Below are 26567 nucleotides of genomic sequence, written 5' to 3' on the forward strand. Positions count from 1 at the left end.
CTGTAAAGCGCGCAAATCCTCACGCATCTTTAGGGCCTTATCGTAAGCAGAGAAGGGCTCAAGATTCACCTGAACCGCGCTTAAGGTGCCATCTTTACTGGATAACAGCTCAGAATAGATCACGCTGTTTTTTAGCTCTTCAATCGCAAGACTCCGATCGGTGGCAGGATCAGAGAGTGTGGGCAAGGGGTCGTCTCCCAAGACATCACTCAGGCTTTTTCTGGGGCTTTCTACCAATGGGACGTCGAGCGCGGTAACCACTGACAAAACGCCGGGTAAAGCTCGTAACTCGTCCGCCATTGCAGCCAGTGGTATCAGGCTTTCATCACTCAGCAGCGCGCTCTCGGGCTGCCACGTCAACAGCAAAAATTCCGCCGCACCGTAGCGCTCAGAAACGTCCCTAAAGTCCGCCAAAGAGGGGTCGCCCTGAAGCAGCAAAGAATCGGCTGAGGCATCCAGGGTGGTTCTAGGAATAACACTCGCCGCCCAACCCGTGAGCACTGCAATCAAAGCCAATATCAGCCAGGGCTTGTCGATCACCCATTGCCGATAAGCCCGTCTCATTGTAGCGTTTACACCGTTACTCATAGGTATCCTTAAGCGCGTGCACTAGCTTGTCTTTCAAACCCTGAAAATCGCCATTACTCATACATACGACCACATCAGTGGGCGCAAGTTCGGGCACCAGTTTGGCCACCAGCAGGTCGACATCGTCAAACACCTGCCCACCGACTAAATCACTGGATAAATCAAATCCCATATTTTTGGCTCGCAGCCAATAGCACTGGTCAGCGATACTGGTTGCATCCGCCAAGGTATTCGCATGAACACCCATACGCATGGTGTTGGATCTAGGTTCAATAACGAGCATCAAGCGCGAGTTCTGATGAGTGGCTTTCAAACCTTCCAAGGTCAATCGAATAGCCGTCGGATGGTGCGCAAAATCATCGATTACCTTGATACCCCCGATATCGGCAATGAGTTCTTGTCGACGCTTGGTGTTCTTGAAGGTTGCTAATGCCGCAATCGAATGTTCAGGACTCACCCCCACATGACGAGCGGCAATGATAGCTGCTAGGGCGTTACTGAGATTGTAGTCGCCACTGAGCGGTGTTCTGCCCTCCCACTCGCTGCCGGCATGCTTAATACTGAAGTCACCGCGGGCCTGGTGGCGCCACACATACTGCCATTGCGCGGGCGCATTGACTCCAAAGGTCTCTGGCTGAGCCCACAACCCGCGCGAGAGCACGTCATCAACAGCCGGCACGCCGGCTGGGTAGATCACCTGACCTAAGCTGGGCACCACTCTGAGCAAGTGATGAAACTGTGTCTGAATGTCCCCAAGCGAATCAAAGATATCGGCGTGATCAAATTCCAGATTATTTAAAATTAAGGTGCGCGGATGGTAGTGTAAAAACTTAGAGCGTTTATCAAAGAAAGCCGTGTCGTATTCATCGGCTTCAATGACAAAAAATGGGGCTTGTCCCAAGCGCGCCGACACGCCGAAGTTTGCCGTGACCCCACCAATTAAAAAGCCCGGTTGCAAGCCAGCCTCTTCGAGCATCCAAGCCAGCAAACTCGAGGTGGTGGTTTTACCGTGCGTACCTGAAACAGCTAACACCCAGCGATCTCTGAGCAAATGATCACCCAACCACTGGGGCCCCGAGGTGTAGGGGATATTGCTGTTGAGCAAAGCTTCAATAATCGGCAGACCGCGGCTCATGGCATTGCCAACGATCACTAAATCGGGCTTGAGCTCAAGAATGGATTCGTCGTAGCCCTCGTGCAAAGCGATGCCGGACGCTTGCAGCTGCGTGCTCATCGGCGGATAAACATTGGCATCGCTACCCGATACCTGATAACCCATTTGTCGAGCAATGAGCGCCAAACCACCCATGAAAGTGCCGCAGATACCAAGAATGTGGATATGTTTGCTCACGCCAAAACTCCCGCTTGTAGGGGCGCAGTTTATCACGGTAACTGGCGTGGCCGCAGAGACATTGTAAAAAAGTCGACTCCACCAAATTACGCGGTTTAACCCATCGGCAAACACGGTATCATACGCGCCATCAAACTCAGGGGATCGTCAATGCTCAAAAATGCTTTCTACGCGCAGTCCGGTGGAGTAACAGCTGTTATTAATGCCTCGGCCTGCGGCGTTATCGAAACCGCACGCTCCCACAGTGATCAAATAGGGACAGTGTTCGCGGGTAAAAACGGCATTATTGGCGCGTTGAAGGAAGAGCTAATCGATACTTCGTTGGAGTCCTCTGAAACCATCGCCGCCTTAAAACACACACCAGGTGGCGCCTTTGGGTCATGCCGATATAAATTAAAAAGCCTTCAGGATAACCGCGCCGAATATGAGCGTCTAATCGAGGTCTTTAAGGCCCACAACATTGGGTATTTCTTTTACAACGGCGGCGGCGACTCCGCTGACACGTGTTTAAAAGTCTCAGAATTAAGTCAACACATGGGCTACCCGATCCACGCGGTCCATATTCCAAAGACGGTAGACAACGACCTGCCTATTACCGACAACTGCCCCGGCTTTGGGTCGGTTGCCAAATACATTGCCATTGCCACCATGGAAGCCTCGCTCGATATCGTATCAATGTGCGCCTCCTCCACTAAAATTTTCATTCTGGAAACCATGGGGCGTCACGCAGGCTGGATTGCTGCCGCGGGCGGCTTGGCTGGAAATTCGAGCGACGAGCCGCCGCATATTATTTTGTTTCCAGAAGTCGCCTTCGACGAGGAAGCCTTCTTGGCAAAGGTAGACGCCAGTGTGAAGCAGTGTGGCTACTGCGTAATTGTCGCTTCCGAAGGGGCCCGTTACGCTAACGGCAACTTTCTGGCAGACTCAGGTACCATCGATGTCTTTGGACACAAACAGTTGGGAGGCCTGGCCCCTACCCTTGCCGAACTGATCAAATCAAAACTGGGCTACAAACATCACTGGGCGGTAGCGGACTACTTGCAGCGTTCAGCGCGTCATATCGCCTCAGCCGTTGACGTCGAGCAAGCCTACGCCGTAGGCAAAGCCGCAGTAGAGTATGCCTTAGCGGGCAAAAATTCGGTGATGCCCGCGATTACACGCCTCCCCGGCCCTGAGTATGCATGGCACATAACCGAGGCACCTCTGAGTCAAGTGGCCAACGTCGAAAAATTTATGCCCCGAGAATTTATTTCAGCGGATGGCTTTGGAATTACCCAAGCTGCTCGGGAGTATTTACAGCCCCTCATTGCCGGCGAGAGTTACCCGCCCTACCAAAATGGCCTGCCCAGCTATACGCGCATCAGGGGGCACCTAGTGGCACCCAAAACCGGGCGCACCTTTGATGTGAATTAACCACATACGCAGGCCGTGCCAAAAGACCGCCTTTTTGCTAAACTTCGCGCGCTAAAACTAGCCCGATATCCAACAAGGAACTACGAGATGAGCCTAAGCCTAATTCCGCCAGGAAAAAATATCCCTGATGATGTCAATGTCATCATCGAGATTCCCGCACACAGCGACCCGGTAAAATACGAAGTCGATCATGACAGTGGCGCGATCATGGTTGATCGTTTTATGTCAGCAGCCATGTTTTACCCTTGTAACTACGGCTATATCCCCAACACGCTGGCGGATGACGGTGACCCACTAGACGTATTGGTACAGACTCCTCATGCCGTTGTACCCGGTAGCGTCATTCGCTGTCGCCCCGTGGGCATTCTGCAAATGAGCGACGAAGCAGGCCACGACGCGAAACTGATCGCTGTCCCTGTAGACAAGCTCACACCCGTCTATAAAGATGTCAAAGAAGTGACCGATTTGCCGCCGCTTTTGATCAACCAGATCAAACACTTTTTTGAGCACTACAAAGATTTAGAATCTGGCAAGTGGGTAAAAGTTGATGGCTGGGGTACGGCGCAAGACGCTCGCGATGCCATTGTCCAAGCAGTTGCAAAGTTCGACGAAGAAGAGCGTCACTAAGCCTAGCTTGTCAGCCCCGATCGATAATGGTCGGGGCACCACCCCTTCGGCACTGCCACAAACCGCTCAAAGATCTTTTCAAGATGACGATCAATCACACTGAGGTCATCAAGCACATCGCCCAACTCAGCTAACACCTCTCGCCACAAATTTGGCACCAGCGCGTTTTCGTATACGGTCGCTAAAGGTGCATAACTTAGGTGCCAGGGTTCGGGGGAGACACCTCCACGGTCAACGGCATATGGCCTAAAAAAACCATAGCTTTTATCTTTTGCCATACGCTCATCCAGCCAAAGGTGCAGATCAGCAAAAAGAGTCTGCGACTCGCTTACCGTAAGCTGCAAATCGCCACGCAAAGACGAGCGATCAAACACGTCGAGATCGGTACCCCAGTGATGCCGTGAAGTGCCGGGTAGTGCCGAAAACCGTAAGATGGCTTGGAGCCATTCAGTGTCGCTGTATTGGTCTCGATCTAAGACGAGATCGTTGTCGTCTAATACAGCGCGCTCACCGCGAAGCTTACCGTTAAAAATAAGGGCTTGTCGCTCGAACGAGCGATAGCTGCTGGCCACAGCCAAATCCAAGCCTGATTGAGCGGCGTCAGCGATTAAACCGTCGAGCGCATTTAGGGCGTCGAGCTGCAGTTGCACCTCATCACGCGCAATAACATGCTCTTGCGACAGTCCAAAAATCAGAGCCGTCTCGGCGGAAAACGAATTTAACCCACTGTTTTTCACAAATTCTGGCCTATTCGCCGCAAAAACCTCATCAAATACTAGCTCATTTGGCATTTATCTGGTAGTTTCAGCGCCCGCTCAGTCGGGGGCTTCGTGGTACCGGTCCCAGTCCTAGCGAAACGACAGTTTTTAATTGAACTATGTGGACTCTGAACATGGCTCCAAGTAACGACACAAACTTTAAAAACTTCACTCCGTACGCGCCCAAAAAAGGCGAAGAGTATATGAGTGACGAGCAACGCGCCCACTTTAAGGCGATGCTGCAGAACTGGCGTTCTGAATTGATGCAGGAAGTCGACCGCACGGTATCACACATGAAAGATGAAGCGGCCAATTTCCCCGATCCCGCGGATCGTGCAACGCAAGAAGAGGAATTCAGTCTTGAACTGCGTACTCGCGACCGCGAACGCAAGTTGATTCGCAAGATCGATCAGACCATCGAGCGAATCGAGCAGGACGATTACGGCTTCTGCGATGCCTGTGGTGTGGAGATCGGCATTAAGCGTCTCGAAGCCCGCCCCACGGCCGAGTTGTGCATTGACTGCAAAACGCTGGCTGAAATCAAAGAGAAGCAAGAGCGAGGCTAAACGCCCGTGACGAAAACGACCCCACCTGTAGCTCGCTACCGGGGTCGGTTTGCGCCCTCACCAACTGGCCCTCTTCATCTGGGGTCGCTGACTACTGCGCTAGCGAGTTATTTGGATGCCATGCACCACCAAGGTGACTGGCTTTTACGTCTGGAAGATATCGACCCACCCAGAGAAGTCGAGGGTGCGGCCCTTGGCATACTGGACTGCCTTGCAGCGCACGGCTTGGAAAGTAGCCATACCACGATCTGGCAACACAACAACTGGGATCGATACCGTGCCGTCTGTCACAAGCTACTGAACACCGGCCATGCTTTTTATTGTCAATGCCCCCGACGCCAACAAGACTCATTAGGCCGCTGCATTAGTGACTGCAAGCAGCGCGACCTGGCAGCACAAGGGAATAATCTGCGCGTGACTCTCCCCACGACGAATTTAGATTTTGTCGATCGAATTAACGGCGCGATCACTGCACCCAAACGCACCTTTGACAATGCCATTATCTGGCGTCGCGACGATTTGCCGGCGTACCTACTCGCTGTAGTGGTCGATGACATCCACGCCAATATCACAGATATTGTTCGGGGCGACGACCTGCTGCACGAAACGCATCGACAAATAGCGCTATACCAACTTCTGGATCAAACGGCGCCAAGCTATGCGCATATCCCTGTTGTCCTAACCGATGAGGGTAAGAAACTCAGCAAACAAACTGGCGCCGAGGGGCTCGATAGCACCCGGGCGCTCTCGAATTTGCAGCGAGCAATGTAGCACCTGAGCTTATATCCAAGCTCGTGTAAGACGCCAAGCTGCCCCGTAGCGCTGCTTGAATGCGCCCTACAAAACTGGCACCTTCCGCCGCCTCGGTTACAATAGGTCCAAAGTGTCATAAACTTAAGCTTTTGCGGACTTAATGCATGCAAGGTACCCGGGGCCTTTTCTTAATTTTTGGCCTGCTGTTTCTATTTTTCCCATCGCTATCGAACTGGCTGTTCGAAACCGATGCAGCTTGGTATCGCCCTCACGTATTCGCGGCGGCGCTCGTCATCGTGAGTTATCTGCTGCAACTTGAAAGGTCTTCTGATGAGCTTTAGTTTGGGCCAGGCGCTTGTCGCAATTGTTGGCTATCTGACCTTGTTATTTGGGGTCGCTCACGCTGCCGAAAAAGGGTGGATTTCAAAACGCATCACCGAACACCCTGCTGTATATATCTTATCGCTGGGGGTATTCGCTGGAGCTATGGCTACCAATGGCGCGGTAGAGCTGGCGCACTGGGAAGGCTATGGTGCTCTCACGTATTTTTTAGGCGCGACTCTTGCCTTTATGGCAAGCGCCTTAATTTTATTTCCGGTGCTGCGCTTGTGCCGTATTTATCAGCTGAGCTCGCTAGCGGATTTACTCACCTTTCGATTCCGCAGCGAATTTGTCGGTGCCGGCATTACCATCGCCATGTGTTTGGCCTTGCTACCCTTTTTCGCGCTCCAAATTCAAGCCGTCGCCGACAGTATTCATATTGTTGCCTCGGGCGCCCCTGACGTTACCCTCGAGTCCGAGCGACACGACGGATTGGCTTTTTTGTTTTGCTTGATCGTTATTATTTTCGCCATTTTATTTGGCACTCGTAATCCCCTATCAAAAAGCAGAAATACAGGCTTGGTGACAGCGATAGCCTTCGAATCCATCATGAAGTTGCTGGCCTTTTGGCTGGTAGCCGTTTTTATCGTTTGGCAGGTTTTTGGCGACTACGGGGCTTTTGACGCTTGGTTCGCGGCCAACCGAGAGATATTGGTACCCTCCATTCGAGCAGATACCGATGCCTCTACTCGCACCGCTCTTATGCTGTTCTTCGCGAGCACTGTGTGCATGCCACATATTTTTCATATGATCTTTGCGGAAAACCCAAAGGTCGAGGAATTACGCACTGCCTCGTGGGCCTTGCCTCTATTTTTGTTGGCGCTAAGCCTTCCTGTGTTACCCATTGCCTGGGCCAGCTTGGCCACAAGCCAGCCTTTGGCACCCGAGTACGCCGCGCTGGGAATAGGTATTCAGTCGCAATCTCCCGCAATTCTTATGCTATCTTTTATTGCAACCTTGTCCGCTGCTAGCGCCACCTTAATTGTGTCGACCTTGGCCCTGTCAAATATGTGCCTCAAGCACCTTGTACTGCCTTTAAGTATTATCCCCATGGACACGGAACATGGCATTTACCGGCAGTTGATCTGGATTCGACGCCTTTTAATCGCCCTACTGATACTCGCGGGCTTTGCCTCATTTTTAGTGATTTCCCACCGTGAGACCCTCGCGCAGCTGGGGCTCATCGCTTTTGTGGGTACCGCACAATTTTTACCGGGCGTAATCGCCTCACTCTACTGGCCTAGCGCCAACCGCATTGGCTTGCTTGGTGGATTAAGCGCCGGCTTATTTATCTGGGGCTTATTACTGCTTGCGCCTCTGATTTTAGGACAGTCCGTTGTCGATCCCGATTGGTTTGAATCAACAGGCTTAGATACAACTATCACTACCACTGTGTCCTTGGCGGTGAACATTTTGATTTTTTTATCATTATCCATGATTTTGCCCACCACCCGCGAAGAGAAAATCGCAGCCGAAATTTGCTCGATGGACGACTTAAACCGCCCTGCCAGACAGTCTTTAAATTTACGTAGTGCCGAAGAATTTATCGTGAACCTAGCCGCGGGATTGGGTGAGGACACGGCCCGAGCAGAAGTTAATCGCGCTATGCGAGAGCTGCAATTCGAACAAGACGAGTCGCGACCTTATGCGCTGCGGCGATTGCGTGCCCGCCTTGAAGCTAATCTCTCAGGCTTGCTTGGCCCCTCGGTGGCACACTCTATGGTCAGCCGCTATTTGCCCTACTCCGCCGCCGCTGATGATGGCAGCGAAGACATCAACCTGATCGAGTTACAACTAGATCGCGCTCAGCTTCAATTTACCGGTCTGGCCGCTGATCTTAACAACCTGAGACACCACTACCGAGAAACACTGAACACGCTACCAATTGGAGTGTGCTCCTTAGGCAGCGACGGCGAGATACTCATGTGGAACGAGAGCATGGAGTTTATCACCCGCATCCCAGCAGACGATGTATTAGGCTCTTTAATCACCGAAGTGAGTGAGCCCTGGGGACGAATTCTGACCCAGTTCAGCGCCCAGGACACCGACCAGGTCGTGCGCCAAAAAGTGCAAATGCCCAACAAGCAATCGCGCTGGGTAAGTTTACACAAGTCACCGATATTGGATAACGCCCTTACCGCTCGCGACCGCGTAATGGTAGTAGAGGATATTACCGAGTACGTGCAACTAGAACACGAACTCATGCACAACGAACGTCTAGCCTCGATCGGACGCTTAGCCGCTGGGGTCGCACACGAGGTGGGTAACCCAGTAACAGGTATCGCCTGCTTAGCCCAAAACTTGGCGTATGCTGAATCGAAAGCCGAAATTGACGAGACGGCCAGCGATATCTTGAAACAAACTCAGCGCATCGGCCGAATTGTCGAATCACTTGTGCGCTTCTCGCACGCAGGTGATGTGAGCAGTGACAACCGTTTGGCACCTTGTAATGTCGCAGATTGTGCTGACGAAGCCGCCAATCTACTGTTACTTGACCCAGGCACGAAGCACGTGTCGTTTATTAACGAATGTGATCGCGAGATATTGGTCATTGCGGATCCGCAAAAACTTTTACAAATTTTTATTAATTTATATTCCAACGCTCGTGACGCCTGCGACATCGATGGCAAAATTACAACAAGCGCCCGAATCAAAAAGAATGGCCGCGTAGAAATTATGGTCGAGGATGACGGCGTGGGCATTCCCGAGCATGAGATAGAGCGAATTTTTGAACCCTTCTTTACAACCAAAGACCCCGGTGCAGGCACCGGACTTGGTTTGGCACTGGTGTTCACCATGATGGAAGAAATGGAGGGAGAAGTTGATGTCCGCTCAACATGCTCTCCTGAAGAGTCCTCTGGCACACGTTTTTTACTTACTTTGAACGAAGGGCGTTATAATGACGCTTGAGGTATTCGTCAGCGGTATTACAATCAAGGATTCAATGCATTTACTGAGGCAGGTTTATGACTAAATTACTGATCGTCGAAGATGAATCAGTGATCCGTTCAGCGCTCAAGCGATTGTTAGAGCGCAACGATTACGACGTCAGTGAGGCAGGCTCGGTGCAAGAGGCCGAAACCAGCTTCGACCTGCAAAGCTTTGACCTTATCATTAGCGATTTACGCCTACCGGGCGCGGCAGGCACAACGCTGATCAAAAAAGCCGGCGCTGTACCTGTGCTTATCATGACCAGTTACGCCAGCCTGAAATCCGCAGTGGATTCAATGCGCATGGGCGCGGTTGACTATATCGCCAAGCCCTTTGACCACGGCGATATGATCAACGCGGTTGAACGCATCCTAAAAGACAATGCCGAGGCAAACACCAAACACAAAAAAAGCCCTCAACATTTGGGGCAGACGACGACGCGCATGGAAGGCTTTATTGGCGATTGCGAAGCGATGCAAAATTTGTGCGACGATATCGCCAAGATGGCTCCGACTACCTCAACCGTGCTCATTCTGGGGGAAACCGGCACCGGCAAGGAAATGGTGGCTCGCAGCATACACGAACAAAGCCATCGTGCCGCCCAACCCATGATTTCTGTTAACTGCGCAGCGATTCCCGAGACCCTGATCGAATCCGAACTCTTCGGCTACGACAAAGGTGCCTTTACGGGCGCAAGTGCAAATCGCGTTGGACTCATCGAAGCCGCCGATGGTGGAACACTATTTCTGGACGAGATTGGCGAGCTACCCATGGAAGCACAAGCGCGCCTGTTACGATTTATTCAAGAAGGCGAAATCCGACGGATTGGCGCTGTGCAGTCACGCAAAGTTGATGTGCGTCTCATCTGTGCGACTCACCGAAACCTCGAGCGCTTATCCCGCGAGGGCAAGTTCCGCCAGGATTTGTTTTACCGTATTAACGTCTTGCGTGTCATGCTGCCGCCCTTGCGTGATCGAGGTAAAGATATTCTGCATTTAGCCGAGCATATGCTGCAGCACTACTGTGAAAAGCTGGGCAAACCCATAAAATCGTTATCGCCTAAAGCCATTCAGGCCATCACGACCTATCAATGGCCCGGTAACGTGCGCGAGCTAGAACATGCTATCGAGCGCTCCGTCGTGCTGGCAGATGGTGAAGAAATCGACAACGATTTGCTGGGCATTGACTTAGAGCTTGTCAATGTCAGCCGCTTGCGCAGCAGTTCAACATCCCCTGGGTCGAATAACAAAACGTCGATACGAGCCATCGCACAAGATCCACCGGAAGATTTATCGCTTGAGGATTACTTTCAGCGCTTTGTACTTGAGCACCAAGACACGATGAGCGAGACCGAGCTTGCGCAAAAGCTGGGTGTAAGCCGTAAATGCTTATGGGAACGTCGTCAGCGTTTTGGTATACCTCGCGCAAAAGCGAGTAGTGATAAGCGTGTTAGCACGCAAAAAGACTAGGGCAAATTACGCCCACCCTAAGGAAACGTTACCCATCGACACCACGTCCGCAATAAAAACGACACATAAGGTAACAACCTTCGGAATCAACCGCCTCGCCAAACCAAGGGAAATTTACTAAGTGACTGATATTAATAGTTTTTTAGAAGTTTGGCACAACTGGTGCAATCTTATAAGTGGCTTAAAAAGAACAATAAATAAAGCCTCAATAATAATAATAGCGACACTGTGGACCTGGATGGGGAAGCTTGCTTCCCCGTGTATTTTCTTATTCTCCAAACCTGACCTCAACACCTACAGCGTCGTGCCCTCATGATGCCGACCATCATTGATCGTAATTTTGATATCAACAAGCTTCACCATTCGGCGGTCAGCGTTGCTTTGCGCCTGAACGACAAGGGCTACGAAGCCTATGTCGTGGGTGGCGCCATTCGCGACTTGTTGCTGGGCAAAACACCCAAAGATTTCGATGTAGCGACTAACGCAACCCCCGAGCAGGTTCACGCGCTTTTCCGCGGATCGAGAATCGTTGGACGCCGCTTTCAAATTGTGCACGTGCGAATGGGACGCGACATCATCGAAGTCACAACTTTTCGCGGGCACCACAGCGAGTCTGATAACAAAAATACAGCGAAGCAAGGTCGCAGCGGCGTGCTACTGCGAGACAATGTATTTGGCACCTTAGAGCAAGATGCGATCCGCCGTGACCTGACCGTTAATGCCTTGTATTACGACCCGGTAGAAGACACCGTCATTGACTACACCGAAGGCCTTCAGGACATCGCCGCTCGACGCTTAAAGATTATTGGCGACCCTGAGACACGCTACCGAGAAGATCCAGTTCGCATGCTGCGAGTCCTGCGTTTTCAGGCAAAATTGGGATTCGACATTGACTCCGCTACCAACCAGGCACTGAATGACTGCGCGCCTTTGTTGGCACAGATACCCGCGGCGCGCCTCTTCGACGAATTTTTAAAAGGTTTCATGGCAGGGCACGCCAAACCGTTTAGCGAGATTCTACTGCAGACTCCGGTGTGGCAAGAGCTGTTTCCCGACTCAGCACAATATATCGATGCAAAGGTCTACTACCGTCCTATGCTTTTGGCCGCCATGGGCAATACCGATCAACGCATCAATTCAGGCCAACCCGTAACACCCGCCTTTTTACTAGCGGCTATTTTATGGCCGGCGGTAGAGCAAGGGCTCGAGCTAGCTCTGGCACGCGGTGAAGCACCAATTCCAGCGATGCAAAGCGTGGGGCAAGACGTTATTTTAGGTGCCATCGAACGTATCGCTATACCCAAACGATTTACCACGATGATGCGGGAAATTTGGGACTTACAGATGCGTATGGATCGGCGTAGACACCGCAAGCCGCTCGAGTTCGCGCAACAAAAACGTTTCCGCGCAGCCTACGATTTTCTGAGTCTAAGAGCGCAAGCCGGCCAAGATGTGGGTGCCGTTGTTGACTGGTGGACACAATTTCAAGTTGAGCACCCAGAACTCGAGTCGCATCGGCAACAGCAGCATCAAGACGAGCCAAGAAAGCGCCGCCGTCCAAGACCGAGGCGTCGTCCAAAGCCATGATCTTGGTCTATTTAGGCTTGGGTAGCAATCTAGGCCGTCCGGTACAATATTTGGCAACAGGCCTCCAAGCGCTGCAAAATCTGACAAATGCATCGCTCATCGCGGTCTCTGGCATCTATCGAACTAAACCTGTAGGCGGACCGGACCAGGACGATTATTTTAACTTGGCCGCACTGGTAAGTTATTCGGGGACACTAGAGCAACTCCTGAATGACTGCCAAGCGATAGAGCACAGCAACCAGCGGGTTCGCAACGAGCGCTGGGGGCCTCGAACACTGGATATTGACCTGTTGTATTCACCCCATGAAGTCAGTGATACCACGAGTCTACAGGTGCCCCATCCCCGTCTCACCGAGCGTTTATTTGTTCTCGCGCCATTGTTAGAGTTGCCCGAAGCAGATACGATCAGCATCAATGATAAGACGCTGTACGAGTGGGCTGCCTTGCAACACACGCAGCAAATTCAATTAACCCATCATCAGTGGAACGGCGCAGACATCGTGGAGTCAAATAAGATATGACAGACGAATTATCTTCTCTGTTGCGAGGCCGATCACTGCCGCCTTTTATTGCCATTGAAGGTGTTATTGGAGTGGGCAAAACCACGCTGGCACGGCGGTTAGCACAGACCTTCCAGTATCAAACAATCCTTGAAGACCCTGCTGCGAACCCTTTTTTGACAAAGTTTTACGAAGATATGCGCCAACATGCCCTGGCAACGCAGTTATCTTTTTTATTTCAGCGAACACAGGCCATTCAAGCTCTGCGTCAAAGCGATATTTTTGCGCCGCTGCACGTTGCGGACTTCATGCTACAAAAAGACCCTCTCTTTGCCCGACTGACCTTAAACAGCGAAGAGTACGAGCTGTACGACAAGGTCTACCAACAAATGACGGTAGATGTCCCCCGACCCGACCTCGTGATATATCTGCAAGCACCGACCGATGTGCTATTAAGCCGTATCGAGCGCCGCGGTATTAGTTCTGAACGACGCATCAGCGCCGACTATCTGAACAAACTAAACCAAGCCTACAGCGAGTTTTTCTTATACTACGACGACTCTCCACTGCTAATCGTTAATGCGAGTGATATTGACCTAGCTTCGTCCGACGCGGACTACCACAATTTGGTAAACTACTTCCTTGATATCCGCAGCGGGCGGCATTACTTTAATCCAACATTTTTTGGGTAGAGCATATGGCTAAATTTACCATCAGCAAATTGGACCAGATGAAGGCGGACGGCGATAAATTTGTCTGTATCACCGCCTACGATGCGACCTTTGCTCGCCTGGTCAGCGAAGCCGGTGCCGAGAGCATACTGGTCGGCGACTCTTTGGGTAATGTATTACAAGGCCACGACAGTACCGTACCCGTCACTATCGAGGCTATGGTCTACCACACCGAGTGCGTAGCGCGAGGAGAGCCCAACTCGCTCATCATTGCAGACATGCCTTTCATGTCTTATGCCACCCCAAAAGATACCTTAAAAAACGCAGCCAAGTTAATGCAAGCGGGTGCGCAAATGGTAAAACTCGAAGGCGGAACCTGGCTAAGTGATAGCATCAGCCAGCTGGTTGAGCGCGGTATTCCGGTATGCGCACACCTTGGTTTGACGCCACAGTACGTTAACGCCTTTGGCGGATACCGCGTACAAGGGCGCACGCCCAAAGAAGCCAAATCCATTTTGGCCGACGCGGTTGAAATTCAAGATGCGGGCGCGGGCTTGCTGGTACTGGAGTGCGTGCCCGAAGAACTGGCCACCGACATCACCAATAAGTTGGATATTCCTGTTATAGGTATAGGGGCAGGTCCGGGCACCGACGCGCAAGTCTTAGTCATGCACGACTTGCTGGGTTTGAATCCGCGCCCTGCCAAATTTGTGGCCAACTTCATGGAAGGGCAAAGCACAGTACAAGGTGCACTCAAAGCCTTTGTCGATGCTGTTAAAAACGGCAACTTTCCCGGCGCTGAGCACTGCTACCACTAGCCTAAAGACGACGCAGCCCCGTGCTGCTTCGCGTCATTTTCTTGTCTCAATCCATTGTTTCATGCCTTAGGCTGCGGCATACTCTGCGTCCTCAAAATGCCCCGCAAAGCATCTCAAGGTTTCGATAATGCAAACACTGACCTCAATCAAAGCACTGCAAAACGCTATCAAACAGCAACGCTTGGCCGGGCAAAAAATAGGCTTTGTCCCAACGATGGGTAATTTGCACGAGGGTCACTTGAGTTTGGTGGCTAAGGCAAAAGAGCTCAGTGATTTTGTTGTGACCAGTATTTTTGTGAATCCTCTCCAATTTGGCGCTGGCGAAGACCTGGACAACTATCCGAGAACACTCGATGCCGACTCACAGCAGCTCGAGACACAAGGGAACGATGTTGTTTTTGTGCCCAGTGTAGCCGAGATGTATCCAAGAGGCATGACGACTCAGACACAGGTTAGCGTCCCACTGCTATCCGAAACTCTGTGCGGCGCCAGTAGGCCCGGACACTTTGATGGCGTCACTACAGTTGTTACCAAACTCTTTAACATGGTGCAGCCCGATATTGCGGTATTCGGCGAAAAAGATTTTCAGCAGCTATCGATCATCCGCAAAATGGTGGATGATCTGTGTATGCCAATAGAAATTATCGGCGTCCCGACGGGCCGAGCCATTGATGGCCTAGCTTTAAGCTCGCGCAATGGTTACCTGACTGCCGAAGAGCGCCCGATAGCGCCTGAACTGAACAAGACCATACAAGCCTGCAAAGAGGCCATTCTATCCGGCAGTACTGATTTTGCGGATCTTGAAGCGAGCGCTAACAAACGCCTAGAAGCCGCAGGATTTAAACCTGACTACTTCGCCATTCGAGACTCGAGCACACTGGCCGAAGTGACCGAGCAGACGAAAGAGATCGCGATTCTTGCAGCCGCACGGTTAGGCGCTACCCGATTAATCGACAACACGCGTCTCGCACCGCCAAAATAAGACCTCGCACATCAAACACAGACATTCGACCTTAGTCTGCTTGCGCCGCGCGTCACACTCGGTATTATCTGTGGTCTCTAATTAAAACGACGAGATCGCAGTATGTCTGAACATCATGTCTACCCCGTTCCCGAGTCATTCAAAGACGCTCATATTACTCCCGAGCGCTACGAGCAAATGTACCGCCAGTCGATCGACGAACCAGAAATCTTTTTCGGCAATTTGGCACAGGAATTTCTAAGCTGGGATACCTCATGGAACACTGTGTGCCGCTATGATTTCCCGAAAGGCGAAGCCGAGTGGTTTAGTGGTGCCTCATTAAATATCAGCGTTAACTGCATCGACCGCCATCTTCCGGAGCGCGCTAATCAGACTGCGCTTTTATGGGAAGGCGACGACCCTGGCGAAAGTCAGCACATCACCTACGCGAAACTAAAAGACGAAGTGTCGCAACTGGCGAACGCACTGACCGCTCGAGGTGTGACTAAAGGCGATCGCGTCTGTATTTACATGCCCATGATCCCACAAGCCGCCTACGCTATGCTCGCGTGTGCCCGTATCGGTGCGGTGCACTCAGTGGTCTTTGGCGGCTTTTCACCCGAGGCCTTAAAAGACCGCATTCTCGACTCAGATTGCCGAACCGTTATTACCGCGGACGAGGGATTGCGCGGCGGAAAACGTGTTCCGCTAAAAGCCAACGTCGACAAGGCACTAGCCGCCTGCCCCGACGTGCACACCTGTCTGGTCGTAAAACGCACCGGCAGCGACGTTGATTGGAGTGATGGCCGTGACGTGTGGTACGAGGAATTCGTAGCGAGCCAATCCACTGATTGCGCCCCCGTCAGTGTCGCAGCGGAAGACCCTTTGTTTATCTTGTATACCTCAGGTTCTACCGGCAAACCCAAAGGCGTGCTGCACACCAGTGCCGGCTATTTACTGCAAGCAGCCGCAACCTTTAAATATGTGTTTGACTACCGCGACGGCGAAGTATTTTGGTGCACCGCCGATGTTGGCTGGGTGACCGGCCACAGTTATATTGTCTATGGCCCTCTGGCCAACGGCGCCACCTCGTTGATGTTTGAAGGTGTGCCAACCTATCCCGACGCAAGCCGCTGCTGGGAAGTCATCGACAAACACAATGTCTCGATTTTTTATACCGCACCCACTGCGATTCGCGCCCTTCACGTGCAAGGCGATGAACCGGTCAAACGCACCTCTCGCGCCAGCCTACGTTTGCTAGGCACCGTAGGTGAACCCATCAATCCCGAGGCTTGGGAATGGTATTACAAAGTCGTGGGCGACAGCCGCTGCCCGATTGTCGACACTTGGTGGCAAACCGAAACGGGTGCACACATGATTACACCCTTACCTGGGGCACATGCCTTAAAGCCGGGCTCAGCGTCATTTCCGTTTTTTGGCGTGGAGCTAGCGCTGCTGAATGAAGACGGCTCTGAAATCGAAGGCGAAGGCGCCGGCTACCTCGTAGTTAAGCGCTCTTGGCCGAGTCAAATTCGCAGTGTATACGGTGACCACCAGCGTCTTATTGACACCTATTTCAGTACTTACAAGGGCTATTACTTTACGGGTGATGGCGCAATGCGCGATGCCGATGGCTACTATTGGATTACCGGCCGTGTTGACGATGTACTGAATGTTTCGGGGCATCGCATGGGTACTGCCGAAGTCGAAAGCGCACTGGTGCTGCATGAAGGCATTGCCGAGGCCGCTGTCGTCGGCTTTCCGCACGATATTAAAGGCCAGGGCATTTATGCCTATGTCACACCAATGGCGGGTGTAGAAAAAAGTGATGCGCTCTTTAAAGAGCTTATTGATCTGTGTGTCGCCGAAATTGGTCCGATTGCTAAGCCCGATATCATTCAGTGGGCGCCAGCACTCCCCAAAACACGCTCGGGCAAAATTATGCGCCGTATTTTACGCAAGATTGCCGAAAACGAACTCGACTCATTGGGTGACACCAGCACCTTGGCAGACCCTAGCGTTGTCGAGAACCTAATACAGGAACGCCCGCAAACCTGAGCTCGCTGGCGTCGCGTAGTTCTTGAATACCGACCCTAGGATCTGTTTTTTTACGCTTTGGGCTCTTCTGATTCGTCAGTCGCAGGTGTTTCGTCAACCTCTGCAGGCGCTTCCTCAGTCGAGTCTACTGCAACAGTCTCTTCTGCAGTGCTTGCTTCAACAACCTCAGCTGGCGCGTCGCTTGCTTCTTCTTCCGCGGTTTCCGCTTCGTCTTCTAGCAACTCTTTGATCGACAGCTTAATGCGGCCGCGTTGATCAACATCCAACACTTTTACGCGTACCGTCTGACCTTCTTCCAAGAAGTCGGTGACCTTTTCAACACGCTGGTTAGCGATTTGCGAGATGTGAACCAGACCATCTTTGCCGGGCAGGATCGTTACAAAAGCACCGAAATCAACGATGCGCGCAACCGTACCTTCGTAGACCTGGCCAACCTCGGCTTCCGCCGTGATTTCCATCACCATTTCAACCGCGCGATCACGAGCGGCTTGGTTCTGACCAAAGATCTTAACGGTGCCGTCGTCGTCGATATCAACCGTCGCACCCGATTCTTCGGTAATAGCGCGGATGGTTACACCACCTTTACCAATGATGTCACGGATCTTATCGGAATCGACTTTCAAAGTGACCATGCTTGGCGCATCAGCAGAAGTCACTTCGCGAGCAGTGCTGATCACAGAGTTCATCTGACCTAAGATGTGCAAACGTGCGTGCAAGGCTTGCTCGAGCGCGATTTCCATAATCTGCTCGTTAATGCCTTCGATCTTGATGTCCATTTGCAGTGCAGTTACACCTGCAGCGGTACCAGCGACCTTAAAGTCCATGTCACCCAAGTGATCTTCGTCACCCAAGATATCGGTCAATACGGCAAACTGATTCCCTTCTTTCACCAGACCCATAGCAATACCAGCAACAGGTGCCTTCAAAGGTACGCCAGCGGCCATCATCGCAAGCGAACCAACGCATACCGATGCCATCGAAGACGAACCGTTCGATTCGGTAATTTCTGAGACGACACGAATGGTATATGGAAATTCGTCTTGGTTTGGTAACACAGCAGCTAAGCCGCGACGAGCCAAACGACCGTGGCCGATTTCACGACGACCCGTTGCGCCAACACGACCTGCTTCACCAACCGAGTAAGGAGGGAAGTTGTAGTGCAGCATAAACGCATCTTTACGCTCGCCTTCTAATGCGTCAATAATCTGCGCATCGCGGGTAGAACCTAAGGTAACCGCACCAATGGCCTGCGTTTCGCCACGAGTGAACAGAGCCGAGCCATGTACACGGGGTAACAAATCGACTGAACAGGCAATTTGACGAACCGTCTTACCGTCACGGCCATCAATGCGGGGCTCGCCCGCCAAGATACGTTGGCGTACCAGAGCTTTCTCGACGCTTTTGAACACATCCTTAACGTCGTCTGCACTTGGACCGTCTTCGACTGCTAGAGCTTCAACACAGGCTTTACGGATTTCGTCAACGCGGGCATAACGCTCAGCTTTTTCGGTGATGCGGTAGGCCGCACCCAAATCTGCACCAGCTTGCGCACGAACAGCTTCAAGCAACGCCTCGTTAACGGCAGGAGCCTGCCAATCCCACTTGGGCTTGCCAGCTTCCGCCACCAATTCGTTAATGGCAGCAATGACGGTTTGCATTTCTTGGTGGGCGAACAATACCGCACCCAACATTTGATCTTCAGTTAACTCTTTCGCTTCCGACTCAACCATCAACACCGCGTCTTTGGTACCAGCGACGACCATGTCCAGGTCACTGCCTTTAAGTGCGTTGTAATCTGGGTTTAGTAAGTAGCCTTCTTGGGCGTTGAAGCCAACTCGAGCCGCACCGATAGGACCATTAAAAGGCACACCTGAAATCGCTAGCGCTGCCGAAGTACCAATCATCGCAGGAATATCAGGGTCAATATGATCATCAGCCGCCATGACAGTACACATCACTTGGACTTCGTTCATGAAGCCATCTGCGAACAGCGGACGGATAGGACGATCGATCAAACGTGAGGTAAGAGTTTCTTTTTCACTTGGACGACCTTCACGCTTGAAGAAACCGCCGGGAATTTTGCCAACTGCGTAGGATTTTTCTTGGTAGTGGACAGACAAAGGGAAAAAATCTTGGCCAGGTTTTTGACTTTTTGCCGCTACGACAGTGACAAGAACAGTCGTGTTTTCAACAGTAACTAGTACTGCGCCGGTTGCCTGGCGGGCAATTCGGCCAGTTTCCAGGGTGACCGTTTGGCCGCCATACTGGAAGGTTTTTACAATAGGATTCACTCAATTTCTCCAATCTTTCTAAAAGAAACCGGGGCCTTATGCCCCGGTAACTTACTCGGTTTAACGACGCAACCCGAGTCGCTTAATCAGTGTGCTATAGCGCGTCGTATCTTTACGCTTTAAGTAGTCCAACAAATTACGGCGCTGATTCACCATACGAATCAAACCGCGACGCGAATGGTGGTCGTGGTTGTGCTCTTTGAAGTGTGATTGTAACTGCTGGATATTTGCAGTTAACAAGGCCACTTGTACTTCAGGAGAACCGGTGTCACCTTCGCTTGTTTGATAATCTTTAACAATCGCTGCTTTTTGTTCTGCACTTAATGCCATTTTCATCTTCCTTTTTACAATCTGCCCAAGCGGAATGTCCGCCATTTAAAAAAGAGCCTACCCGCGCAGATTTACAGATAGGTTCCCGCTAGCCCTCGTGGGTAGCGATCATTCTCAGAGGCGCGATCTCGCCGTCCTCTGACGCCTTTGCGAGCCCGACAAATTCCCCGGACGCACGTGCGACGCGCACAATACCAGAATTTGCGTCATTTAGCACGTTTACACGCTGCCCTTGTAGCAGTTTTTCGATTTCTTGCTCACCCAAAGTCAGGCGCGTCAAATACTGCAGTCCGGCATCTATGGGTAAAAGCCTTGCGACCAAGTCTTGCCCAGCGGATTGCACCTGCTCTAGCGTCATAGCATCGCTCAAGTCAAAGGGACCCGCCTCGGTGCGACGCAATGCGGTCAAATGTGCGCCCACACCAAGCGAGGCGCCTAAATCTTCTGCCAAAGACCGAATATAGGTCCCCTTACTGCAACGAACAAACACCTGACAGAACGCTCGTTCGTCGGGGATAAAATCGAGCATATCAAAGGCTTCGATGACCACGTCACGAGCTTCGCGCTCTATCTCGATACCTTGACGCGCTAATTTGTATAGTGGCTGACCGTCTTTTTTCAGCGCAGAGTACATCGGTGGCACTTGCTTAATAGCACCCTTAAAACCCTGCATTGCCTGTTCTACCGACTCGGCCGTCAGATGAGACGCGTTGGAGGTCTCAACTACCTCACCCTCGGCATCACCGGTGGTACGGGTCTCGCCAAAGCAGATCGTCGCAAGGTAGGCCTTTTCTGCGTCCAGTAAATACTGACTAAACTTGGTAGCCTCACCGAAACAAACAGGTAAGACGCCCGTCGCGAGAGGGTCTAACGCACCTGTATGACCGGCTTTTTGGGCATCGAGCGCTCGACGGCACTGCTGCAGAGCACCGTTAGAGCTGTATCCTTGGGGTTTATCTAGAATGAGAATGCCGTCTATGCGACACCCACGTTTGCGACGGGCCAAGCCTTACTCCTCGCCAGGCTCACTATTAGCACCCAACATAGCTTGATCCGCCTCTTTAGCGCGACGAATTAAGCCTTCTAGGTGGCGACCACGACCAACACTTTCGTCAAAGACAAAGCGCAAACTCGGCACAGTACGCATAGTAGAGTCTTTTGCTATTTGCGCACGCAAAAAGCCCGACGCTTTGTTCAACACCTCGGTGGTTGGTTTTGCGCTCTCGGCAGTATCGGCATCGAGCACAGTAAAAAACACGCGCGCATGACTCAAGTCACGGCTCACCTGAGCACCGGTGATATTCACCATTGCCACACGCGGATCACGCATCTCGGTTTGAATGAGGCTGGCGAGCTCTCGCTGGAGCATATCGCCAACCCGTTCTGTTCGACTGTACTCTTTTGCCATAAGTCGCTATTACAAAGACCGAGCCACTTCTTTCACGTCGAAGACTTCGATCAAGTCGCCAACACGAACGTCGGTGTAGTTCTTAACGCCGATACCACACTCTGTACCACTCTTCACCTCACTGGCATCGTCTTTAAAGCGACGCAGTGACTCGAGCTCGCCTTCGTAAATTACAACGTTGTCGCGCAATACACGAATAGGCTTAGAGCGATACACCGTGCCGTCGGTGACCACACAACCAGCAATCAGACCAAACTTGGGCGACTTGAACACATCGCGCACCTCGGCGATACCCACAATTTCTTCACGCAGCTCTGGCGCTAACATACCGGTCAAAGCTTGTTTGACGTCGTCTAACAAGTCGTAAATGACATTGTAGTAACGCAAATCCACGCCTTCCGCCTCGACCAGACGTTTAGCCGCATTATCGGCACGAACGTTAAAGCCAAACATTACCGCATCACTGGTCATAGCCAAGGTGACATCAGTCTCGGTGATACCACCGACCCCACCCGACACAATATTTACCTGAACTTCAGAGTTACCAAGATCCAGTAACGACGACTGAATAGCCTCGAGCGAGCCACGCACGTCGGCTTTAACAATAACGTTAAGAATTCTCTTCTCGCCCGCGGTCATGCTCTCGAACATGTTGTCTAGTTTCGCTGCCTGCTGACGCTGTAATCGCGTTTCACGATTCTTGTCTTGACGGAAATCCGCCAATTCACGCGCGCGTTTTTCATTCTCTACAACAGCAAACTGATCACCCGCATCAGGCGTTCCGTCCAAACCCAGAATCTCGACCGGAATACTCGGGCCGGCCTCTTCAATAGGCGCGCCGTTTTCATCCAACATGGCACGAACGCGACCGTACTGGAGCCCCGCCAAAATGATGTCGCCGCGACGCAAGGTGCCGCTTTGCACTAATAACGAAGCAACAGGTCCACGGCCGCGATCTAGACGCGACTCAATGACGATACCCCGCGCAGGAACATCTCTGGGCGCTTGGAGCTCAAGTAACTCAGCCTGCAGCAGAACTGCGTCTAATAGATCCTCGATACCTTCGCCAGTGTGCGCAGACACGTTGATGAACTGCGTGTCACCACCCCATTCTTCGGGGATAACATCCTTCGCTGACAGCTCATTTTTCACGCGGTCAGGGTCCGCGCCTTCTTTATCGATTTTGTTGACTGCAACAATCAACGGTACGTTTGCCGCCCGCGCGTGAGCTACCGCCTCTTCCGTTTGTGGCATGACACCGTCATCGGCTGCAACAACAAGAATAACGATATCGGTACTTTTCGCGCCGCGAGCACGCATGGCTGTAAAGGCAGCGTGTCCAGGCGTATCCAAGAAACTGATCATACCGTGGCCAGTTTCTACGTGATAGGCACCGATGTGCTGAGTAATACCACCGGCCTCACCTGCCGCCACACCAGACTTACGAATGTAGTCCAACAAAGAGGTCTTACCATGGTCTACGTGACCCATCACGGTCACGACGGGTGCACGCGGTTCTGGCGTTCCTTCGTGCTGAGATAAGGTCTCTTCGAGTTTTTCTTCCAGAGCGTCGGCACTCACAAATTTCACACGGTGACCCAGCTCTTCCACCACGAGGGTCGCCGTATCCTGATCGATCATCTGATTGATCGTCGCCATAACGCCGAGTTTCATTAACTCTTTAATCACGACACCCGCTTTGACCGACATCTGGCTGGCCAAGGCGCCGGCAGAAATCAGGTCACTGAGTTCGACATCGTAAATGATTTTTTCGGTGGGCAACTCAAAACCATGCTGATTATCGCCGCCTGAGCGTGACTTTTTGCGACCGCCACGGCGACGCATAAATCCGTCTTCCGCGGCATCGATATCCGACAGCGACATATGACGTTTCTTACCACGCCCACCGATCGAATCTTTGTTAAGCCGAGCACCTTTTTTGCGTGGCGAATCGTCTTTCTCGACGGGCGCCGCGGCCTCATGCAAACGCTTAGGACGCGCTTTATCGCCCTCTTTTTTCGCAGCTGCTTGTTTCTCAGCCTCGGCCGCCGTTTTCGCTTTTGCTTCTTTCTCTTGACGCGCAGTCTCTTCCGCTGCTTTTTTCTCGCGGATGGCGTTCTCGCGGGCCTCTTCTTCTTGCTTACGACGCAATGCGGCTCGCTGGCGTAGCACTTCAGGGTCAAAGTCCTCGACTTCTGGCTCTGGCGCCAGTTCGACGGCGGGCTCGGTAACTACCTCAGGCTCAGGCTCAGGCTCAGGCTCAGGCGCAACGTCCTGTACAACCGACTCTTCAACGACTTCGGGCTCAGGCACCACCTCCTCGGCGACCACCTCTACCACGGGCTCGACCACCTCTTGTTCAACCGCTTGTACAACCGGTTCTTCAACAAGCTCTGACGCAGTTACATTCGCTTCAACCTCGGGCTCGAGCTCCTCACGCTTTACGTAGGTTCGCTTCTTACGCACCTCAACGTTCACGGTTTTACGGCCGCCTGAACCGCTGGTCTTCAGAGTGCTTAAGGTCTTACGCTTTAGCGTGATTTTACGCGGCGCCGCATCAGGCTCACCGTGACTGCGCTTCAAAAACTGAAGCAAAGTTTGCTTGTCTTCGTCGGAAACTTCCTGTGAGGCCTTGGTATGAGGCAGTCCTGCCTCTTTCATTTGCCCCAGCAATCGCTCAGCAGATGCTCCGACGACTTTCGCTAATTGCTCTACAGTGACTTGTGCCATTCTTTACTCTCCTTCTCTCTTAATTCGTGGTGGGTTGCCTGTTCTAAAACTTAGGCTTCCTCCGCGAACCAAGGAGCACGAGCGGTCATAATCAACGACCCGGCTCGCTCTTCATCCATCTCTGGAATTTCCATCAGATCATCAACGCCTTGCTCGGCTAGATCTTCCATCGTCACAATGCCTCGACTTGCCAATATAAAAGCTAAATGACGATCCATGCCTTCCATGTTTAGTAGATCATCAGCAGGCTCATTGGCGCCTAGCTGCTCCTCCGAAGCAATTGCCATCGTCAGGAGAGCATCTTTTGCACGCGCGCGAAGCTCTTCTGAAATTTCTTCATCAAAACCTTCAATGGCCATCATTTCTTCAAGCGGCACGTAAGCGACTTCTTCTAGCGTGGTAAAACCCTCTTCGACCAGCACCTCAGCCACGTCTTCGTCAACATCCAATCGCTCGACGAATAACTGCAGTACTTGTCCAACCTCCGCTTCCTGTTTTTCTTGCGCTTCTTCGGTGCTCATGACGTTAATCATCCAGCCCGTCAATTCAGATGCCAAACGCACATTCTGACCGCTACGGCCAATAGCTTGCGCTAGATTATCTTCCGAGACCGCGACATCCATCGTGTGCGTGTCTTCATCCACAACAATCGATTCAACTTCCGCTGGCGACATCGCATTAATCACTAACTGAGCTGGGTTGTCGTCCCATAAAATGATGTCTACACGCTCGTTATCGAGCTCATTAGATACGGCTTGTACACGGGAGCCTCGCATACCAACACAGGCACCCACTGGGTCGATGCGCTGATCGTTGGTCTTGACCGCAATTTTTGCCCGCGAACCAGGATCTCGCGCCGCCGCACGAATTTGGATAACGCCTTCGGCGATTTCTGGCACTTCAATGCGGAACAACTCGATCAGCATCTCAGGGCAGGAACGGCTTAAGATTAGCTGAGGGCCGCGGATCTCAGTGCTAATTTCAGTCAGAATTGCACGCAAGCGATCGTTCACTCGGAACGTCTCACGACCCACTAAATTCCCCCGAGGCAAAAGCCCTTCGGCGTTGTTACCCAAATCGACAATGATATTGTCGCGGGTGACCTTCTTGACGCTACCCGCCACCAATTCGCCAACGCGGCCGCGATACTGATCAACGATTTGCGCACGCTCGGCTTCGCGCACTCGCTGCACAATGACCTGCTTGGCTGTTTGCGCCGCAATGCGACCGAAGCCTACGTTGTCGATGGTTTCTTCAAACACATCGCCTGGTACCAAAGACACGTCTTTTTCGATCGCCTCCTCGGTGGTCAACTGAGTGCCTAACAAGGCCAGCTCGTCATCGGGCACAACCAACCAACGGCGAACGGTCACGTAGTCGCCCGTTTTGCGATCGATGGTGACGTGAATATCAGAATCCTCGTCGTAGCGCTTCTTCGTTGCGGTGGCCAAGGCCAATTCGATTGCCTCGAAAATAATATCTTCAGACACACCTTTCTCGTTCGATACCGCTTCTGCTACCAGCAAGATTTCTTTTGTCATTGAGAGCCTCGTTTTCACTCGCCCCTAAAGTCGGGGTTTTACCTTCGCCTTGTCGATACTGTCGAAAGGCAACACATATTCATCGTCGTCTATACGGACCACGACGTCTTGATCTTCAATTCCTACTAGGGTGCCGTTAAAATTCTTGCGACCTTCGAAGGGTACTCGTAATTTTACTTCCAACCACTCACCCACATATTGCTGACATTGCTCTATCGAGAACAAAAAACGATCAATACCGGGTGATGACACCTCGAGGCTGTACTCGCCCGCGATGGGGTCTTCAACATCCAAAATACCGCTAATCTGACGACTGACCTGAGCACAGTCATCGACCTGCACACCTGCTTCACGATCGATGTAAATCCGCAGCAAACTGTTTTTTCCTTGCGCTCGAAACTCCAGACCCCAGAGCGCAAACCCCATGGCCTCTACCGTTGCTCGCAGCAAATCAGCTAATTCCGCTTCTTTTTTGGTCACTCGACCACCCATCAATCGCTAGATACAAAAAAACCCCAAATAGGGGCCTCTTAAAACTTGCACTCCCTAAGGGCGCGCAAACTATGTCTGCATTCGCACTGAATGCCAAACGCTGCACACTCCTTCTTACTTACGGCTCACACACGCTTTGCGCTACACCCAAAATAAGAGAGGCCACACAACTGCGCGCAAGTATACGCACAAACAGCGCCGCCTTCAACGAAGCGCGCAGAAGATAATCGAGTTTCAGTAAAAAAATACCAATAGTCAGCAAACATATCCACATCATCCGAACCCAATCGCGGCATGCCGAGTGCGAGTATCGATTACTAACGCGACGTTAAATGATAATCGA

General features: G+C 51.9%; 22 protein-coding genes and 1 pseudogene. 13 read left to right on the forward strand and 10 right to left on the reverse strand.

From position 1 onward, the window contains the following. Nucleotides 1–588: pseudogene (locus ACTF5Z_RS05245) on the reverse strand (RND family transporter); the annotation flags it as partial. Beyond that, complete coding sequence (gene mpl / locus ACTF5Z_RS05250; RefSeq protein ID WP_438984772.1) at nucleotides 581–1939, reverse strand: UDP-N-acetylmuramate:L-alanyl-gamma-D-glutamyl-meso-diaminopimelate ligase; 1359 nt, start codon at nucleotides 1937–1939, stop codon at nucleotides 581–583. The pseudogene ACTF5Z_RS05245 and the gene mpl, both read right to left, overlap by 8 nt. 150 nt (nucleotides 1940–2089) lie before the next feature. On the opposite strand from mpl, the gene ACTF5Z_RS05255 reads away from it, so the two are divergent. After that, the gene (locus tag ACTF5Z_RS05255) at nucleotides 2090–3352 is read left to right on the forward strand and encodes a 6-phosphofructokinase (protein ID WP_423849907.1); all 1263 of its coding nucleotides are present in this window, start codon (nucleotides 2090–2092) and stop codon (nucleotides 3350–3352) included. 87 nt (nucleotides 3353–3439) lie between these two features. Then, nucleotides 3440–3979: an inorganic diphosphatase gene (ppa, locus tag ACTF5Z_RS05260; RefSeq protein WP_423849908.1), complete on the forward strand. Its 540-nt coding sequence runs from the start codon at nucleotides 3440–3442 to the stop codon at nucleotides 3977–3979. 2 nt (nucleotides 3980–3981) lie between these two features. On the opposite strand, the gene ACTF5Z_RS05265 is transcribed toward ppa, so the two are convergent. Then, the gene (locus tag ACTF5Z_RS05265; protein ID WP_438984773.1) at nucleotides 3982–4716 is read right to left on the reverse strand and encodes a M15 family metallopeptidase; all 735 of its coding nucleotides are present in this window, start codon (nucleotides 4714–4716) and stop codon (nucleotides 3982–3984) included. A 155-nt stretch (nucleotides 4717–4871) separates the two neighbouring features. On the opposite strand from ACTF5Z_RS05265, the gene dksA reads away from it, so the two are divergent. The 11 genes from dksA to acs all read left to right on the forward strand — a co-directional run bounded on the left by dksA (nucleotide 4872) and on the right by acs (nucleotide 17432). Next, entirely contained in the window at nucleotides 4872–5303 is a 432-nt protein-coding gene (dksA, locus tag ACTF5Z_RS05270; RefSeq protein ID WP_423849910.1) for an RNA polymerase-binding protein DksA, read from the forward strand. 6 nt (nucleotides 5304–5309) lie between these two features. Beyond that, complete coding sequence (gluQRS, locus tag ACTF5Z_RS05275; RefSeq protein ID WP_438984774.1) at nucleotides 5310–6074, forward strand: tRNA glutamyl-Q(34) synthetase GluQRS; 765 nt, start codon at nucleotides 5310–5312, stop codon at nucleotides 6072–6074. A gap of 146 nt (nucleotides 6075–6220) precedes the next feature. Continuing rightward, nucleotides 6221–6397 (forward strand): hypothetical protein, encoded by a 177-nt coding sequence (locus ACTF5Z_RS05280; protein ID WP_438984775.1) that lies wholly within the window; start codon nucleotides 6221–6223, stop codon nucleotides 6395–6397. Next, the gene (locus ACTF5Z_RS05285) at nucleotides 6387–9347 is read left to right on the forward strand and encodes an ATP-binding protein (protein ID WP_438984776.1); all 2961 of its coding nucleotides are present in this window, start codon (nucleotides 6387–6389) and stop codon (nucleotides 9345–9347) included. Before ACTF5Z_RS05280 ends, ACTF5Z_RS05285 begins: the two co-directional genes overlap by 11 nt. A 56-nt stretch (nucleotides 9348–9403) precedes the next feature. Next, on the forward strand, nucleotides 9404–10837 hold the full coding sequence (locus tag ACTF5Z_RS05290; RefSeq protein WP_438984777.1) for a sigma-54-dependent transcriptional regulator: 1434 nt from the start codon (nucleotides 9404–9406) through the stop codon (nucleotides 10835–10837). Between the two features lie 312 nt (nucleotides 10838–11149). Next, nucleotides 11150–12424 (forward strand): polynucleotide adenylyltransferase PcnB, encoded by a 1275-nt coding sequence (gene pcnB / locus ACTF5Z_RS05295; protein WP_438984778.1) that lies wholly within the window; start codon nucleotides 11150–11152, stop codon nucleotides 12422–12424. After that, nucleotides 12421–12945, forward strand: a complete 525-nt coding sequence (gene folK, locus ACTF5Z_RS05300; protein WP_438984779.1) for a 2-amino-4-hydroxy-6-hydroxymethyldihydropteridine diphosphokinase — start codon at nucleotides 12421–12423, stop codon at nucleotides 12943–12945. Before pcnB ends, folK begins: the two co-directional genes overlap by 4 nt. Next, complete coding sequence (locus tag ACTF5Z_RS05305) at nucleotides 12942–13616, forward strand: deoxynucleoside kinase (RefSeq protein WP_438984780.1); 675 nt, start codon at nucleotides 12942–12944, stop codon at nucleotides 13614–13616. Before folK ends, ACTF5Z_RS05305 begins: the two co-directional genes overlap by 4 nt. A gap of 5 nt (nucleotides 13617–13621) precedes the next feature. Continuing rightward, entirely contained in the window at nucleotides 13622–14413 is a 792-nt protein-coding gene (panB, locus tag ACTF5Z_RS05310; protein WP_438984781.1) for a 3-methyl-2-oxobutanoate hydroxymethyltransferase, read from the forward strand. Between the two features lie 127 nt (nucleotides 14414–14540). Further along, nucleotides 14541–15395 carry a pantoate--beta-alanine ligase gene (gene panC / locus ACTF5Z_RS05315; protein WP_438984782.1) on the forward strand — a complete coding sequence of 285 codons (855 nt, stop codon included), beginning with the start codon at nucleotides 14541–14543 and terminating at the stop codon, nucleotides 15393–15395. Nucleotides 15396–15497: 102 nt separating this feature from the next. Next, nucleotides 15498–17432 (forward strand): acetate--CoA ligase, encoded by a 1935-nt coding sequence (acs, locus tag ACTF5Z_RS05320; RefSeq protein ID WP_438984783.1) that lies wholly within the window; start codon nucleotides 15498–15500, stop codon nucleotides 17430–17432. Nucleotides 17433–17482: 50 nt separating this feature from the next. Here the strand turns inward: acs and pnp are convergent, their stop codons facing one another. From pnp to rimP, 7 genes are all read right to left on the reverse strand, one after another. After that, the gene (gene pnp / locus ACTF5Z_RS05325; RefSeq protein ID WP_438984784.1) at nucleotides 17483–19723 is read right to left on the reverse strand and encodes a polyribonucleotide nucleotidyltransferase; all 2241 of its coding nucleotides are present in this window, start codon (nucleotides 19721–19723) and stop codon (nucleotides 17483–17485) included. Nucleotides 19724–19783: 60 nt separating this feature from the next. Next, nucleotides 19784–20053: a 30S ribosomal protein S15 gene (gene rpsO / locus ACTF5Z_RS05330; RefSeq protein ID WP_009576201.1), complete on the reverse strand. Its 270-nt coding sequence runs from the start codon at nucleotides 20051–20053 to the stop codon at nucleotides 19784–19786. Between the two features lie 88 nt (nucleotides 20054–20141). Next, a complete protein-coding gene (gene truB, locus ACTF5Z_RS05335; RefSeq protein WP_438984785.1) occupies nucleotides 20142–21059 on the reverse strand; it encodes a tRNA pseudouridine(55) synthase TruB in 918 nt (305 codons plus the stop codon). A gap of 3 nt (nucleotides 21060–21062) precedes the next feature. Continuing rightward, nucleotides 21063–21461 carry a 30S ribosome-binding factor RbfA gene (gene rbfA, locus ACTF5Z_RS05340; protein WP_009576204.1) on the reverse strand — a complete coding sequence of 133 codons (399 nt, stop codon included), beginning with the start codon at nucleotides 21459–21461 and terminating at the stop codon, nucleotides 21063–21065. 9 nt (nucleotides 21462–21470) lie between these two features. Then, nucleotides 21471–24191, reverse strand: coding sequence for a translation initiation factor IF-2 (gene infB / locus ACTF5Z_RS05345; RefSeq protein WP_438984786.1), 2721 nt, complete (start codon nucleotides 24189–24191; stop codon nucleotides 21471–21473). Between the two features lie 50 nt (nucleotides 24192–24241). Continuing rightward, a complete protein-coding gene (nusA, locus tag ACTF5Z_RS05350; RefSeq protein ID WP_438984787.1) occupies nucleotides 24242–25732 on the reverse strand; it encodes a transcription termination factor NusA in 1491 nt (496 codons plus the stop codon). Nucleotides 25733–25756: 24 nt separating this feature from the next. Beyond that, a complete protein-coding gene (rimP, locus tag ACTF5Z_RS05355; protein ID WP_438984788.1) occupies nucleotides 25757–26212 on the reverse strand; it encodes a ribosome maturation factor RimP in 456 nt (151 codons plus the stop codon). Between the last annotated feature and the right edge of the window lie 355 nt (nucleotides 26213–26567).

Source organism: Aequoribacter sp., from assembly GCF_965659035.1.
Classification (GTDB): Bacteria; Pseudomonadota; Gammaproteobacteria; order Pseudomonadales; family Halieaceae; genus Aequoribacter.

What these genes read in the sequence shown, in the direction of transcription:
- ACTF5Z_RS05255 (WP_423849907.1), top strand. Translation starts at nt 2,090, where the DNA reads ATGCTCAAAAATGCTTTCTACGCGCAGTCCGGTGGAGTAACAGCTGTT.
- ppa (WP_423849908.1), top strand. Translation starts at nt 3,440, where the DNA reads ATGAGCCTAAGCCTAATTCCGCCAGGAAAAAATATCCCTGATGATGTC.
- dksA (WP_423849910.1), top strand. Translation starts at nt 4,872, where the DNA reads ATGGCTCCAAGTAACGACACAAACTTTAAAAACTTCACTCCGTACGCG.
- ACTF5Z_RS05280 (WP_438984775.1), top strand. Translation starts at nt 6,221, where the DNA reads ATGCAAGGTACCCGGGGCCTTTTCTTAATTTTTGGCCTGCTGTTTCTA.
- ACTF5Z_RS05285 (WP_438984776.1), top strand. Translation starts at nt 6,387, where the DNA reads ATGAGCTTTAGTTTGGGCCAGGCGCTTGTCGCAATTGTTGGCTATCTG.
- ACTF5Z_RS05290 (WP_438984777.1), top strand. Translation starts at nt 9,404, where the DNA reads ATGACTAAATTACTGATCGTCGAAGATGAATCAGTGATCCGTTCAGCG.
- pcnB (WP_438984778.1), top strand. Translation starts at nt 11,150, where the DNA reads ATGATGCCGACCATCATTGATCGTAATTTTGATATCAACAAGCTTCAC.
- folK (WP_438984779.1), top strand. Translation starts at nt 12,421, where the DNA reads ATGATCTTGGTCTATTTAGGCTTGGGTAGCAATCTAGGCCGTCCGGTA.
- ACTF5Z_RS05305 (WP_438984780.1), top strand. Translation starts at nt 12,942, where the DNA reads ATGACAGACGAATTATCTTCTCTGTTGCGAGGCCGATCACTGCCGCCT.
- panB (WP_438984781.1), top strand. Translation starts at nt 13,622, where the DNA reads ATGGCTAAATTTACCATCAGCAAATTGGACCAGATGAAGGCGGACGGC.
- panC (WP_438984782.1), top strand. Translation starts at nt 14,541, where the DNA reads ATGCAAACACTGACCTCAATCAAAGCACTGCAAAACGCTATCAAACAG.
- acs (WP_438984783.1), top strand. Translation starts at nt 15,498, where the DNA reads ATGTCTGAACATCATGTCTACCCCGTTCCCGAGTCATTCAAAGACGCT.
- rpsO (WP_009576201.1), bottom strand. Translation starts at nt 20,053, where the DNA reads ATGGCATTAAGTGCAGAACAAAAAGCAGCGATTGTTAAAGATTATCAA.
- rbfA (WP_009576204.1), bottom strand. Translation starts at nt 21,461, where the DNA reads ATGGCAAAAGAGTACAGTCGAACAGAACGGGTTGGCGATATGCTCCAG.
- infB (WP_438984786.1), bottom strand. Translation starts at nt 24,191, where the DNA reads ATGGCACAAGTCACTGTAGAGCAATTAGCGAAAGTCGTCGGAGCATCT.
- nusA (WP_438984787.1), bottom strand. Translation starts at nt 25,732, where the DNA reads ATGACAAAAGAAATCTTGCTGGTAGCAGAAGCGGTATCGAACGAGAAA.